This is a genomic window from Candidatus Seribacter sulfatis (assembly GCF_964187635.1).
GTDB lineage: Bacteria > Verrucomicrobiota > Verrucomicrobiia > Opitutales > Seribacteraceae > Seribacter > Seribacter sulfatis.
In genome coordinates this window covers 1-15,614 of record NZ_CAXLMO010000094.1, presented here as the reverse complement: position 1 = coordinate 15,614, position 15,614 = coordinate 1, and the positions used below count along the sequence as shown (strand labels likewise).

At 43.0% G+C, this 15,614-nt stretch carries 9 protein-coding genes; 5 read left to right on the top strand and 4 right to left on the bottom strand.

All coding sequences use genetic code 11. The features are described from left to right. The coding region (locus ACKPQ5_RS08735; RefSeq protein ID WP_407678723.1) for a UTP--glucose-1-phosphate uridylyltransferase at positions 1-1,279 on the top strand (1,279 nt) is incomplete at its 5' end. A gap of 12 nt (positions 1,280-1,291) precedes the next feature. Here ACKPQ5_RS08735 and ACKPQ5_RS08730 read toward each other — a convergent pair. The 3 genes from ACKPQ5_RS08730 to ACKPQ5_RS08720 are packed head-to-tail and all read right to left on the bottom strand — an operon-like array spanning position 1,292 to position 5,627. After that, the gene (locus ACKPQ5_RS08730) at positions 1,292-2,482 is read right to left on the bottom strand and encodes a hypothetical protein (RefSeq protein WP_407678722.1); all 1,191 of its coding nucleotides are present in this window, start codon (positions 2,480-2,482) and stop codon (positions 1,292-1,294) included. A 2-nt stretch (positions 2,483-2,484) separates the two neighbouring features. Continuing rightward, positions 2,485-3,288: an outer membrane lipoprotein-sorting protein gene (locus tag ACKPQ5_RS08725; RefSeq protein WP_407678721.1), complete on the bottom strand. Its 804-nt coding sequence runs from the start codon at positions 3,286-3,288 to the stop codon at positions 2,485-2,487. Further along, positions 3,285-5,627, bottom strand: a complete 2,343-nt coding sequence (locus ACKPQ5_RS08720) for an efflux RND transporter permease subunit (protein WP_407678720.1) — start codon at positions 5,625-5,627, stop codon at positions 3,285-3,287. Before ACKPQ5_RS08720 ends, ACKPQ5_RS08725 begins: the two co-directional genes overlap by 4 nt. Before the next feature lie 256 nt (positions 5,628-5,883). On the opposite strand from ACKPQ5_RS08720, the gene ACKPQ5_RS08715 reads away from it, so the two are divergent. The 4 genes from ACKPQ5_RS08715 (at position 5,884) to ACKPQ5_RS08700 (ending at position 13,379) form a co-directional block, all read left to right on the top strand. Then, positions 5,884-6,771, top strand: a complete 888-nt coding sequence (locus tag ACKPQ5_RS08715; protein WP_407678719.1) for an alpha/beta hydrolase fold domain-containing protein — start codon at positions 5,884-5,886, stop codon at positions 6,769-6,771. A gap of 143 nt (positions 6,772-6,914) precedes the next feature. Beyond that, positions 6,915-9,746 carry a c-type cytochrome gene (locus tag ACKPQ5_RS08710; RefSeq protein WP_407678718.1) on the top strand — a complete coding sequence of 944 codons (2,832 nt, stop codon included), beginning with the start codon at positions 6,915-6,917 and terminating at the stop codon, positions 9,744-9,746. 42 nt (positions 9,747-9,788) lie between these two features. Further along, complete coding sequence (locus tag ACKPQ5_RS08705) at positions 9,789-10,391, top strand: nitroreductase family protein (protein ID WP_407678717.1); 603 nt, start codon at positions 9,789-9,791, stop codon at positions 10,389-10,391. A 159-nt stretch (positions 10,392-10,550) separates the two neighbouring features. After that, on the top strand, positions 10,551-13,379 hold the full coding sequence (locus ACKPQ5_RS08700; RefSeq protein WP_407678716.1) for a c-type cytochrome: 2,829 nt from the start codon (positions 10,551-10,553) through the stop codon (positions 13,377-13,379). A 250-nt stretch (positions 13,380-13,629) separates the two neighbouring features. Here ACKPQ5_RS08700 and ilvA read toward each other — a convergent pair whose 3' ends face one another. After that, on the bottom strand, positions 13,630-15,174 hold the full coding sequence (gene ilvA, locus ACKPQ5_RS08695; RefSeq protein WP_407678715.1) for a threonine ammonia-lyase, biosynthetic: 1,545 nt from the start codon (positions 15,172-15,174) through the stop codon (positions 13,630-13,632). Positions 15,175-15,614 lie beyond the last annotated feature (440 nt).

Below are 15,614 nucleotides of genomic sequence, written 5' to 3'. Positions count from 1 at the left end.
ATCCGCATTGAATGAATGCATCTTTCAAAAAGAGGAAGCGAGTTTACCCGCCGAATATGACCCAGCCTCCTATTTTCCCCTCGCACCCGAAAACGCCGAACAAAAAACACTCTATGACAAAGCATTTAAACATGGAGAGGTTCTAATTCGTAATGGAAAGACCGCCGCATTTACAGTCGCGGGCGGACAGGGTACCCGGCTTGGATATGATGGACCTAAGGGAACTTTACCGGTAAGCCCGATCAAAAAGAAACCGCTCTTTCAACTGTTCGCTGAACAGATACTTGGAATATCTAGAAAGTATGAGGTGACCATTCCATGGTACATTATGTGTAGCCCTTTGAATCTGAAAGCTACGACTGCACATTTTGAAGAAAAAAACTTTTACGGTCTCGGCAAAGAGAACATCAAATTCTTTGCCCAGGGCGTTATGCCGGCTACCGACTTCGAAGGAAACCTACTGCGTGCTTCTCAGGACAGTCTCGCCCTATCGCCCAACGGACACGGCGGTTCATTGAAAGCCTTGATTGATTCCGGTTCGGTTGCGGATATGGCCAAGAGGGGCATCGAGCATGTGTCCTATTTTCAAGTCGACAATCCATTAGTCAGTACGATCAACCCATTATTCATTGGATTACATGATCTTCAAAAATCTGACATGTCGAGCCGTTCACTAACCAAAACCGGGCCGTTTGAAAAACTGGGGAATTTCGTTTCGATCGGCGATAGGATTACCATTATTGAATACTCCGATCTCCCCGAGGAAAAGGCGCTCGAAAAAGAAGACGATGGGCGAATCAAATACCGTGCGGGAAGCCCTGCGATCCATATCTTACGCCGTGACTTTATCGAACAGTTTGCCAGTGGAGAAATTAAACTGCCCTACCATCGGGCAGAAAAAAAAGTCTCTTATATCGACGACAATGGAAACCTAATTAATCCAGACGAACCCAATGCCGTTAAATTTGAAACTTTCGTTTTTGATGCCCTCCCCCTTGCGAAAAACCCTTTAATCCTGGAAGCTGACCGGCTTGAAGAATTCTCTCCGGTAAAAAATATGAAAGGAGTGGATTCCCTGGAAAGTTCTCAATCCGATCAAAGTAAGCGGGCCAGACGCTGGATTGAAAAGGCCGGATACACTGTCAATGAAGAATCCACCGTTGAGATTAGTCCCCGTACCTTTCCTTCCACACACGATCTACAGGGTGCTAACCTGCAACAATACGACCTCGACTCGAAAATCATTTACTTGGGTGACGAAAAACGAACAGATCAATAAAAATGAGGCACCCTACCAAAAGAAGGACAAGCTTGCCTGCAGATAATCGTCGCGCTTTACCTGTTCTAGAAAACTGCCGGATTTGGGACTCACCAGAAAATTACTCTCTAAAGTCCATTTCCAATTTTCATTAATACGTCGAGTTGACTCAAGAAACGCATTATTTATTCGTCCAGTTTGGTGGTCAATGATACTTCCAACCAGTAATTCAAATCCATTTTCATCATTCAACGCCACCCGGGAACCCAGAAAGGTGGCATTATCCAATCCGCTCCCAGCAAGTTCTTTGCGATCGTCATAAAGGTATTCATAAAGAAAGCCCACATCCATGCCTCTGTGAACATTGGCAAAAGTGTATTCAAAACCGGTTACTGTAGCCCAGTAGTTTCCATGCAGATCACTGTGCTTGGATAAGACTTCGGCTTTGAGCAACCAGTCGCTAACTGTATACTGTATTTCTAGACTGGCCTGCCTGGCCAGTCCATAAACCGGCTCAAGTGCGGTTCCATCTGCATTCTTATACAATCGTGGCTCCCGGTCAGTTCCCTCGAAATAGGATAAAGCCCAATCCAGTTCATCTATATAGTGGGACCAGCGAAAAGCGGCATCGAGATGATTATTGCCACTACCGCTGAGATAGCTTGCGTTTTCCATATTTACAACCGGACTGCCTCGAAACCGGCCGTCAATTCCCGAAAAAGTCCGTTCTCGGAAATAAGGAAGAAGAAATATTTCAAAATTTCCAAATTCATTTACATAAGCGATATTGATCATGGGTTGTCCCAATTTATCTTCCCCGTCAGGACTCTCCACGAGGTCAGTCTGATTAATCACATCAACCAAATGCTGGCTCTCAGTCACTCCCCAGAAAACCTTACTTATCCCAACCCGAAGCTCAATCAGCTCCCAACTACCAAGGAAACTTAGTTCGCGAATATCAACATGGCTACGCTCTTTATCTAGACTGCTATAGCGCACAAAGGGTTCAAAAGTGAAAACCTTTCTGTCCTCATCCCATGCAACTACATATTCAGGTTGTAAGATAATTGATAGATCCATTCTATCACTGTTTTCATGTGCTCCCTCGTGAAAATAACCCCGGGTTTCAAAAGAGAGCTCACCGGAAAATTCTCCACAAACTGCTGTCGTTGCTAGCGACCAGCAAGCCAGGCACAGAATTACGATTTTTTGAAAGGTTAGCAATTTTATCGTGCCCTTTTCAGGGCATTCTGATCGAAATCCCGTTCGGTGAGATCCTGTTCGAATTTTATGTCACTCCAAATTAATTGAGTGCTCTTACCGGACTGATGGTTAGTCATCTCCATCCGATTGGAGCGCCATTTTTTGTTCGGATATTGCTTGTAGTCATTAAAGGTCAGGGTTTTAAGTTTTTCTCCTTTTCGGTCATAAAACTCAATCTTACCAATTCGCCAATTCGCTCCATCGACCCATACGACTTGTTTGGTGTAGCCAGACTTGGGATCCACCGGTACCCGTTCAATCACATGACCCTCCGATCCCAGCACCGCTTCTTCACGAATGTATTCGTAGCTATACTTTTCCACTTCCTGACTTGATATGTCTTCATATGCAAATTCGCTGCCCATAAAAGGACCCGATTTGTTATTGGATGAAATGCGTTTCACCCGTTTCAAAGCAGGAAGAAAGAGCCATTGGTCATCCGGTTCAAGTGCGTGAGTGAAACTAAGAAATGCGGTTCCCTTCACATCACGGGGAGAGCTGAAAATAGTCAGTGACTTATCGCCATCTCCATCGACTTCGAGAGATTTAATGGTCATACGTCGGGTGGACTCCTGTCCCTGCTTGTTTCGTAAAGTCATGGTCGCTTCGGAGACCTGATTAACAAAGCCCTGATCTTCCTGATCGATTTGTCGGGCCACCCATAGCCCTCTTTCCTTCTCTGGAACGGTCTCCTGTCCCAAAACTCCGGTACCTGAAAAAGAAAAGACCACAAGGGCGAGGATAGTGTTTAACTGAAATAATTTCATTGCCTGTTCGATTTTGATTGTTTGTTCGAAATTGTTTTTTTACCCCCGCTAAAGCTTAAGACGGCGGGAAGGAGGGTAAAGTCAATCAAAAGAGCCAGGGCAATCGTCAGGGCAGAAAGTGCACCCAAAATATAATTCATCTTAAATTCTGACAACATCAGCACTGCAAACCCGATTACTAAGATTATGCTAGTCACGACCAAGGCACCTCCGACATTCTCGAAAGCATATTGAACCGATTCATCCACCCCAAGCCCCTTCTCTCGTCTGGCTAAATTGAACTTGCTCAGAAAATGAACCGAATCATCCACCACTATCCCCAAAGTGACTGATCCCACGATCGCAATAGTAAACCCCGCCTCGCCCACAAATATTGACCATACGCCGTACCCCAGGATGATTGGGACCAGGTTAGGAATAAGAGAAAGAAGTCCGTATTTCACGCTCCCCAAAGCCACGATCATAACCACGGTAATTAATCCAAAGGCCAGAAGCGTACCTTTAAGCATGGCGACCACATTACGATGTGAAATATGGCTGAACATAATAACCGGGGAACTTGCGAGTGTGTGCATACTTTCCGGACAATTCTCCTTCAGCCAATTCTCAGCCCTAGTCACTATTTCAATTATTTCCGAAGTGGTCACAAATCCAAGATTGGCCGTTAGCCTCGTGGAGGATTTATCAACATCGACCTGGTTATTTAAATCCAATCCATACGGCAAACTCATTTCATAAAGCAAAAGATATTGAGCGGCGAGATCACGGGCTTCCGGAAGTTTGTAATAAGATTCCTCATCCGCATGCATATTCTTATTCAGCCTTTTGAATACATCTGTGATACTGTTTACATGGGTGACCATACGCTCATTACGCAAAAAATTGGCAAATTCTTCCACTTTTTTCAGGAAAGCGGGGCCTGCGATACCCTGCGACTCTCCCGAACTGAGATCAAAATTAATTTGATAAATCCCGGTTAGGTTTTTCATGGTGTAGTCCGAATCGATTCGGAAATTATTGTCCTCCGAGAAGTATCCAATAAACTCATCATTCAATTCAATCTTGGGAATCTGTAAGCCGATCAGGATAGTCGCGATCGAACTGATCATTACAATTGATTTTCTTCGACCAGTTACCCATGAACCAACATGGGTGCCCCATGGGTTAGAAATTTTATTGGATTTCCTCACTTTCAGGGGGAGGAGCGTTATCATTGCCGGTAAAACGGTAACCGATAAGATAAAAGCCATGGCTACCCCCACCGAGGTTATGTTACCCAAATCATGAAAAGGGGGAGTGTCCGAAAAATTGAGGGATAAAAATCCCACAATTGTGGTGGCACTGGTAAGAAAAACCGGTTTCAGGTTTACCCGCAAACCCTCCACGACCGCATCACGCTTGGTATTTCCCTTTTGCAGAACCACCAGAATGGATTTCAAAATATGAATCGAATCTGCAATCGCCAGGGTCATAATTACCACCGGAGCGATGGAAGAGGGCGGCGTGATTGGCGTTCCCATCCAACCCGCGAAACCCATACCGCCAATGATAGATAACAGCATTACAATAAAAGTGGCAAAGACCGCTGATATCGAACGAAGAAGAACAAACATTATTAAGATTATTACACCATACATCGCAGGAGTCAGTGTGGTCATATCCTTTACGCCCGCTTCATTGAAAGCATTGTTCAACATCGTGTCTCCGGAAAGATGCACTTCATGTCCGGGGTACTTTTTCTTAAACTCATCCACAAGCTTACGTGCCTCCGCCACTGCCTCGGGAATTTCCATTGAATGCTTACCCGGGAAGGTCATAAACACATTGACCGAGGTAACACTCGCATCCGCATTGATTGATAATCCATTGAGCAAAGGTTCGTTTAATGCAATCTCCCTTAACTTTTCATAGGGCACCTTATTTTTAAGATCCGATAATTCTTCCGGAGTAACCAGATCCTTGACAATTAAATCATCCCCTTCCGCATAGGTGTGCTGAAAGTTGGTAATTGAATCTACCCTCCTTGAATAAGGTAACTGCCATGCCTGTTCGGTTAAAAATTGAATACCAGACAATGTATTCTTTTTAAACACATTTCCATCCTTGGGGGTAATGACAAATAATGCAGAATCGTCTTTGCTGTATACATTTTGTAACTTTTCGAAGGCCAAGCGTTGGGGATTGTCCTCCCCAAAAAAATAACGGTAGTCACTGCTTATGGTTATAAACTGTCCGCCGTAGCCAAGCCCCAAGGCTAAAAGAACTCCGCATGTAATAAAAACAATTGGATATTGAGTTACCCATTCCGCCCACCGTTTAGAAAATGTCTCTTTTTTCATGCCTTTAAGACACAAGGCAGATAATCCTCCACCGCGATTATATTAACTGTCTTGTCAAAGAATTGGAGGGGATTAGGGTAGAGCGAATTCAGTTTTGCAGACATTGTGTTAGTGAATCATCATATTTGGTCTTTAATTTCGACCCAACCTACGCGGATGTAGGGACGGGTCAAATTGAATAAACATCATTCATGAAAGAAAAACTTTTCCAACCCATTGAGTTGCCAGACTTTCAAAATAATCTAATAAAATATTTATGTCTAAATTTTTCCTCACTTCTCTACTTTACCTACTCTGTTCGAGCCTTAGCTTTGCCCAAAAGATCGAGCCTACCTACGGTCAGGTCTCCTACGGTCCACATCAAGACATGACCCTGAACTTTTGGAAAGTTGAATCCAAAAAACCGACCCCTCTTCTTGTCCATATTCATGGAGGAGGCTGGCTTGGTGGAAAAAAGAATGAAACTGCCAACCCAAATGAATTAAAAAAGGGATACAGCTTTGCATCGATCGATTATCGCCTGGCCGGAGTTAAACTATTACCTGCTGCCGTACACGATGCTGCCCGGGCCATTCAATTTCTCAGGACTAAGGCTAAAGAATGGAATTTTGATCCGAATCGCATTGCCGTAATTGGCGGTTCAGCTGGAGCGGCATCCAGCCTTTGGCTTGCCTATCATGATGATATGGCCAATCCGAAGAGTGATGATCCGGTCCTTCGCCAATCATCACGTGTTTGCGGTGCCGTTGCGATGGGCGGACAAACTACTCTCGATCCGTTTCTTTTGGAAAAGAAAATCGGTCTTGCCTGTATCCGACATCCGATGATTTGGAAGACAGTCGGGGCAGAAAGCCATGAGCATCTGATGAAAAACTGGAATCAATACAAAGACCTTTCCCTTGAATGCTCCCCTCTCACTCATGTAACCAAGCACGATCCCCCCGTTTTTCTTAATTATGGAAAACCCGCACCGATTCCCGTTATTAAAGGAGATGGTATCCATCACGCTGGATTTGGGCGTTTACTCAAAGAGAAATGTCAAGCGGTCGGAATACCCTGCTATTTGCAGGTCAAAGATCATGAGGTACCACCAATTAATAAAGACGATTTTATTAAAAAGATTTTTTCCATAGACAAAAAATAACCTTAAACTTTTTACAAAACATACAAGTATCCTGAAATTTTACACTTCTCCCAAACAAGAAATTATTAAAAGTTTTAAACCTCTCAATTTATAACAATTTGTAAGAAAGTTGTATTTGCTTACAATTATTTCACTAAACTAACATGAAACATCTTCTCCCACCTACTCTCGCATGCCTGCTATTAGCGGTTTCAACGCTTTGTACCCACGCACAAAAACCCCCTTCGCAAAACTTGGTAGTAGATGATTCAACTGGTTTGTCTGTTCCTCCCGGGTTTGAAGTCGACCTTGTTTATAAAGTAGACAAAAAAAAGTATGGTTCATGGATTTCGATGACTTTTGACAAACAAGGTCGTTTAGTTGTTTCAGATCAATACAAAGCTGGCACTTTTCTCATCGATTTACCGCAAGTCGGACAAATTCTCACTGATTCTGGAATTAAAAAGCTTCCTTTCGATAGTGGACAGTGGGGAATGCTCTTTGCTTTTGATCATTTGTACATGGTATCTCAAAGTAAAGTGGTTCGCGTTCCCGTTTTGAAAAATGGGGAATTCGGCAAAGAAGAAAAACTCTTCCAACTATATGGTGGTAGCGAACACGGACCACACTCCTTAATCGTTACAGAAGATGGCAAAGGTCTCTATTTAGTAGCCGGAAATTTCGCTCGCACCCCGAGCTTTGAGAAATCAAGGATTCGCACGAATTGGAAAGATGATATTCTGTTAGAAAATTATGCCTATGGACATAACGGGAACGGAAAAGCTCCAGGCGGATGGGTTTTGAAATTTAATCCAGATGGCTCGGATAGAGAAATTATTAACATGGGATACCGCAATCCATGCGATTTTGCCCTCAACAGAGATGGTGAAATGTTTATTTATGATGCTGATATGGAATGGGACATGGGAACGCCTTGGTACCGTCCTACCCGAATTAACCACGGCGTATCCGGTGGAGAAAGTGGTTGGAGGGCCACATCTAAAAAGTGGAGGAAATATTTCCCTGATACAATTGGATCGGTTGTCGATGTGGGTCCAGGTAGTCCGACGGGAGTAATTTCAGGCATCAACGCCAAATTCCCAACTCAATATAGGGATGCAATTTTTCTTTGTGACTGGACATTCGCTACAATCTATTCTCTTCACTTAACCCCTGAAGGTTCTTCCTACAGTGGAGAAACTCGTACCTTTTTGACCAATTTGAATGGCTCCCTCCCCCTTACCGACGTCGATGTAGGCCCAGATGGTCACATGTATTTCTGCGTAGGAGGAAGGAAGGGACAGTCCTACCTCTACCGCATTCGATATACTGGAAGCGACTCTACTACGCTCTCCAAATTAGACACTACAAGCGAGCATGCGAAAGCAAGAAAAACCCGCCATATGCTCGAGTCCTTTCATGGGGGTCCCAACCCCAAAGCTGTTGAAACGGCATGGCCTTATTTAAAAAGCAAAGACTATCACCTTCGCTATGCAGCTCGTATCGCGATTGAGTGGCAACACCCAAAAAGCTGGGCAAGTAAAGCTTACGATGAAAGTAATGACCTTGCCGCAATTCATGCACTTTTGGGTCTGGCTCGTTGTGACCAACCAGAAAGTATGCAAGCCAGTATCAATCGTCTGCTACAGGTAAATTTCTCGAAGCTAAATAAAACAGATAAGCTTGCACTTCTCCGGACTTACTCAGTGATCATGAGCCGCGCTGGGATACCAAGCCAATCTCAAATTAATGCCATTGGTAAGCAGCTTGATATGCACTTCCCTGCAAATGACGATAACTTGAATGAGGAATTATGCCGACTGTTGTGTCATCTCCAGCATCCTTCAGTTGTGAGCAAAACTATTGCTTTAATGAAGACAACGAAAGCAGTAGCTCCCGACTTCGATCCCGAGGTGATGAAGCGGGGAAGTAACTACGGTAAAAAAATCCTCAGCACCATGGACAAAAGTGTGGCTCCTAATATTTTAAACATCCACTTTCTTTTCTGCCTCAAAGATGTATCAACAGGTTGGACCATGGAAGAACGGAAATCTTACCTTGGCGAACTGAAGGAATTACTCACAAAGAAAGGCGGACATTACTTCTCAGGCTATTTACAAAAAATTCGGGAGTCCGCCATCGCTAATGTTCCTGAAAAGGACAGGTTAGCCCTTCAGTATTTAACTGGAGAAATTAAAGGTATCGACCTTGCAAAGCTTCCCCGTGCAAAAGGCCCTGGAGTCGCATGGACGGTTGATTCTGCTCTCAACACGTTAAACGAGGAACCACTTGCTGGACGTAGTCATGCAAACGGGAAAAAAATGTTTTCCGCCGGGCTTTGCATCGCCTGCCATCGCTTTGGTAATGAAGGAGGTGGAGTGGGTCCCGATCTTACCCACCTAGCCAAACGGAGTGACTACAAATCCATGCTCGAATCTACCATTCACCCCAACATGGTGGTATCCAATCAATTTGAACAGCATGAGCTTACCATGAAGGATGGTTCTCTTGTAATCGGAAAAATTGTTTCCGAAGAAAAAGACCACTATTCCTTGGTGCAATCTGGTCTCCAACCACTGAACCTTACCAAATTTGAGAAATCCAAAGTGGCATCCAAAAAGGGGTCGAAAATTTCGATGATGCCAGGTGGATTAATTAATTCAATGAACGCCAATGAGTTAAAGGATTTGATCGCCTATTTTGTATCCGCGGGTGATCCCAAACATAAGGTCTTCCGGTCCACAAAGAAATTAGCAATTGAACTTATCAATGCAGTATATGGACAAGAGGGAAACCCCGAAAAACAAATAGGTGTAAAATCCATTATACAAAATAAAATTAATCAAATGGAGTATGAGTTCGTGATGAACAACGAAGTTGCCGGAAAAGACCCGGCAAACGGAGTAGTTAAGATATTGGAACTTACCTACAAGCTTGATGGAAAAACTCACACCAAAAAAGTTCGCGAGAATCAAAGCCTTTCCTTCTTCGAATAATTAATCAACTTAAACAAACTCATTGATAATTTTAATGTTCACATGAATGTAATTGAAGCCATCTCATCCCGACGATCCGTCAAAAATTTCGACCCAAACCATGAAATTCCTGATAGTGATTTAAAGGAACTTATTCGACTAACCAAGCTTGCTCCTTCCTCATTCAATATTCAAAACTATCGATTATTGGTTGTACGGGATAAAGAACTTCGAAAACAAATTAGGAGCTTCGCCTGGGACCAACCTCATGTTACTGATGCAAGCGTGTTATTTATCATCTGTGCAGATCTTCAGTCTCACGAAGAAGATCCGTCCACTTTTTGGTCTCATGCCCCGCAGGAAGTCCAGGATATGCTGGGACCGATGATTCGATCTTTTTACGAAGGTAATGAACAACTTATTCGGGACGAAGCAATCCGTTCATCCGCTCTTGCGGGCATGACCCTTATGCTCTCTGCAAAAGGTCTTGGCTATGACAGTTGCCCGATGGTCGGATTCGATGCTGATAAAGTTTCCAAATTAATTAATTTACCACAAAACTATATTCTTAGCTTTATGGTTCCGGTAGGAAAACAAACAAAAACAGGCTGGGAACGAGGTGAGCGGTTGCCCGATGAAAAAGTGGTAGCTTACGATCGCTTCTAAGTTTTTTAGCCTAACAGTTCTAAGCGTTTCTCCATAACCAACAGAATTGGTACTGTTGGTTAGACGAATTATTACCTCTTTAAAGGTTTTTAGTTTTGTGATTTTGGCTAGAAAATATTGAATTGTAAGCTTAACCATAAATATACTCCAGTTTTACACATGAAGAAAGTTAACTTCTCCCTTCTAGCCCTAATCATCCCATTTTTTCTATCTTTTGGAAAATACAGCATTCCGCCTGTACAAGCATCGGTAAAGGATGCATCCACTGCTTTGAATGTTCCCCCTGGCTTTGAAGTAGACCTAATTTACGAAGTTGATAGGAAAAAATTTGGCTCTTGGATCTCCATGGCCTTTGATAAAAAGGGGCGACTCACGGTTTCAGATCAGCAAAAGGCAGGGACTTTCCTTGTGGAAATCCCCAAGCCAGGACAAAAATTCGACGAAACAAAGATTAAGAAACTCAGTGTTGAATCTTCAGTCTATGGTATGCTTTACGCCTTTGATCATCTTTACATGATGGGGAATCGGAAATTAACCCGAGCCAAGGTTTTGCCAGACGGTAGTCTTGGACCAGTAGAATTCATGGCTGAAATGGCTGGCGGTGGCGAACATGGACCCCACTCGATCATTATTTCACCCGATGGAAAAAGTATTTATGTTATCGCAGGAAACGCAACCAAGCCTCCAGAATTTATCAATTCAAGAATCCCCACTAATTGGAAAGATGATGTGCTCCTTGAAAATTATGCTTATGGACATATGGCACAGGGCAAAGCACCTGGTGGATGGGTCATGAAAATGAGCCCAGATGGAAAAAATCGGGAAATAATAACCATGGGATTTCGAAACCCATGTGATTTTGCATTGAATCGGGACGGTGAACTATTCGTTTATGATGCCGATATGGAATATGATATAGGTTCCCCATGGTATCGACCGACTCGAATTAATCATGGCATATCCGGGGGTGACAGTGGGTGGCGGGCTACTTCCAAAAAATGGAGAGACTACTTTCCTGATACGGTGGGTTCAGTAGTTGATGTAGGGCCTGGTTCACCCACTGGAGTAATCGCAGGAATCAATGCTAATTTCCCCACGCATTATCGGGATGCACTCTTTATTTGTGATTGGACATTCGCGACGATGTATTCCATCCACCTTAAACCGAGCGGATCAACTTATATCGGTGAGAAAAGGGAATTTGTATCTAATTCAGACGGATCACTTGCACTTACAGATGTGGTGATTGGACCGGACGGTAATATGTACTTTTGCGTGGGAGGACGGGGTGGTCAATCCTACCTCTATCGTATTACCTACACAGGTTCCGAATCTACCGAGCTATCCCAGCTCGATACCACAAGCAAACATGCCAAAGCCCGAGCGACCCGTCGCAAACTGGAATCATTTCATGGTAGTGCCAATAAGGAAGCATTAGCAGTTGCATGGCCTCACCTCGGAAGCGAAGATTATCATATCCGCTACGCGGCTCGTATTGCAATCGAGTGGCAAAGTCCGAAATCGTGGGCACAGAAAGCTTATTCCGAAAAGAATGATGTAGCCGCAATCCACGCATTACTAGGTTTGGCTCGCTCCGATTATGAAGGCAGTCTCAAGCCCAGTGTTGAACGTCTCCTCAAAATAGATTTCAAGGAATTAGACAAAAGCGGGCAACTTGCCTTACTCCGAACATATTCAGTTATAATGAGCCGAGCCGGCATGCCTGAAAGAATCCAAGCCCACGCGATTGGAGAACAGTTGGATCTATTTTTCCCATCCAATGACAACAATTTGAATGAAGAACTTTGCCGAGTACTTTGTTACCTCGATCATCCTTCAGTGGTTCGAAAAACAGTAGCATTGATGAAAACAACCAAGGCAAAGATTCCTAATTTTGATACCGATATCATGAAGCGTAATAAGCACTATGGTAGCCGGATTCTCAGCACAATGGATGCGGATGCTACTCCCAACATTCTCAACATTCATTTACTATTTTGCTTAAAGGGTGTGCAGGTTGGATGGACCATGGAAGATCGAAAGGCGTACCTCGGTGAGTTACAAAACCTCATGACTAAAAAGGGAGGTAACATGTTTACTGGCTATATTCAAAAAATCCGGGAATCTGCTATTGCTTCAGTTCCAGATAAAGATCGCATTTCATTACAATATCTCATGGGCGAAGTGAAGAGCGTTGATCTTGCCAAACTACCAAAAGCTAAAGGTCCTGGCGTAGCATGGACGGTCGACTCAGGACTGAAGGTACTCAATGAAGAACCCTTAGCCGGACGAAGTTTTGCTAATGGCCAAAAAATGTTTTCTGCAGGATTGTGTGTAGCTTGTCACAGATTTGGGAATGAAGGAGGGGGCGTCGGTCCGGACCTAACCAATTTGGCCAAGCGCAGCGATTACAAGTCCATTCTCGAATCAACGATTCATCCCAACATGGTTGTCTCGGAACAATTCGAACAGCATGAATTAAAAATGAAAGATGGTTCAATAACAATGGGAAGAGTTGTCACTGAAGAAGATGGCGAGTATGGCCTCGTTCAATCCGGACTTCAGCCACTTAATCTCACTAAAATCAAGAAATCCAAAGTGGCATCAAAAAATGGCTCTTCAATATCAATGATGCCAGGGGGGCTTATTAATTCAATGAATGCAGAAGAGCTTAAAGATTTAATTGCATATTTTGTTTCAGCCGGAGACCGCAAACATAAAGTTTTCCGATCCCTTAAAAAACTCAAAGTTGAACTCATAAGTGCGCTTTATGGAGAGGATGGAAATCCTAAACGCCAAATGGATATTAAAAGTAAAATACAGAAAGAACTCGATCGCATGCAGTATGATTTTAGTATGACCAACAAACTAGCCGGAAAAGATCCAGCAGGTGGAGTCGTAAAAACACTCAACTTAAAATATAAACTGAACGGAAAAACCTACTCCAAAAAAATAAGGGAAAATGGTGCGGTCTCCTTTAATGATTAAACTCGAAGAACTGAGTCATTATTTCCCCCTTTGGTTGATGTTCAAGCCAGCCTGCAGTTTTGCTTTTAAGAATTAAGATTCAAATCTTGCTCCTTTAGTAAAAAAATTTTGCTCCGAAAGATAAATTTCAGCGGTGTTTTCTCGAATAATAATTGGTGATTAGCACTTACTATCAGAACACTTAAAAGTGCTAGCTTCTAAGGAACTTCCTAGAGAAAATTGAAAGACAAAGGAAAGAAATATGACAGCTTTAAATTGGTTTCAGGAATCTTTTGTAAGCAACATTCTCGGTTTCATCAAAATAATCGTATCCTGTTTTCACAAGAAAACTTTCAAATAATGCCCTATCCCCTTCCGGAACTTGCATGCCCACCAATACTCGGCCATATGCCGAACCATGGTTTCGGTAGTGAAAAAGGGAAATATTCCACATCGGATCCATATGCTTAAGAAAATCCACCAATGCTCCCGGCCTTTCTGGAAATTGAAAGCGATATAGTCTTTCATTTTCTATTTGAGAAGACACTCGGCCTCCCACCATGTGACGAACATGTAATTTCGCGACATCGTTATCACTCATGTCTTCCACTACATAACCCCGGCGTACGAGCTGATCGAGCAGTTCTGAACGGTTTGATTCACCATGCGGGAAGCCAACACCAACAAAAACCTGTGCATTCTCAACATTCGCATAGCGATAATTAAACTCGGTAACCATAAGATTACCGAGTGACTCACAAAATCGTAAAAATGCTCCCGGTACTTCAGGAATTCCAACGGATAGTAACATCTCTCTTTTCGCTCCAATCTCTGTTCTTTCTGCGATATGCTGAAGGCGGTCAAAATTCATATTTGCCCCACAATTTACCACCACGAATTTTTTATTTTCTACTGGATTAGATTGAAGATATTTTTTCATTCCCGCAACCCCCAGTGCACCCGCTGGTTCCTGGATAGTTCGATTTTCATCGTAAATATCTTTGATTGCGGCACAGATTTCATCAATTGAAACTGTGATTACCTCATCAACCTGGTCTTTAATTAATTCGAAAGGTAATTTTCCAATCTGTTTCACTGCAACTCCGTCCGCGAAAATTCCTACACTATCTAGAACTACTCGCTTGCCGGCTTTCATTGCAGCCTTTAGGCAAGATGACTCTTCCGACTCAATCCCGATTACCTTAATTTTTGGATACAACTCCTTAATATAAGTTACAATTCCAGCAAGAAGCCCTCCCCCTCCCACTGCCACAAAAATTGCCTCTATTGTATCTCCCATTTGGGAGATGATTTCCTTGGCAATGGTACCCTGCCCGGCAATGACATCTGGGTCATCGAAGGGATGAATAAATTCGTAGCCCTCCTCCTCGGCTAGTCTAAGGGAGAGTTTGAGGGCATCATCATAATTATCTCCGTGAAGAACAACCTCAGCACCCAGAGTTTTGACTGCCTGCACTTTAATCTCGGGGGTGGTCACTGGCATAATAATGAGTGCCTTGATACCGAGTTCCCTTGAACCTAAGGCAACACCCTGGGCATGATTTCCCGCGGAGGCAGTAATTACACCCTTTTGTCTTTGATTAGCGGAGAGTAGATTTAACTTGTGAAAAGCTCCTCTTATCTTAAATGAAAAAACGGGTTGTAAGTCTTCACGCTTGAAAAAGATCTTGTTTTTCAAGCGAGCAGAAAGTGAATCCGCACATTCAATTGGACTGCAAACCGCCAATTCATAAATACTTGTTGTTTCGATACCATTTAGAATATCTCTCTTTAAATCACTTAACTGTACGCTCATTTATGGATCTTATATACCCTTTTGAAGTTTAGAGAAAACCTAAACATAATAGTGAAAATGAATGATTAACTTACTGCACACAACATTGAACATGCCGGTTGAGTATTCCAATTTTATTTCATGGAATTCAACCACATGTTCCTAGAACCAATACTTCACCATAGAGAGAATTTCATGAAAATTAAAACATATTTAAAAAAGAAAGTTAATTTACACCTCTTACGCAACCAAAGCGGGTATTATTGGCAAAAGACAGAAATTTGAAATGCTTGTGGGGAGCGGACCTACAACCTAAACAATAATTCCAGCGGAAAAGAAAAGGGCCTATCTATCACCAATTATCGCCTCAATTTAATATAAAAAAAGAGAAATAAAAGGACACTTGCAGCAAGACCAACCAATGGCGTTTCAATCCCACTTACGAACCGTTCCTCCCAAAT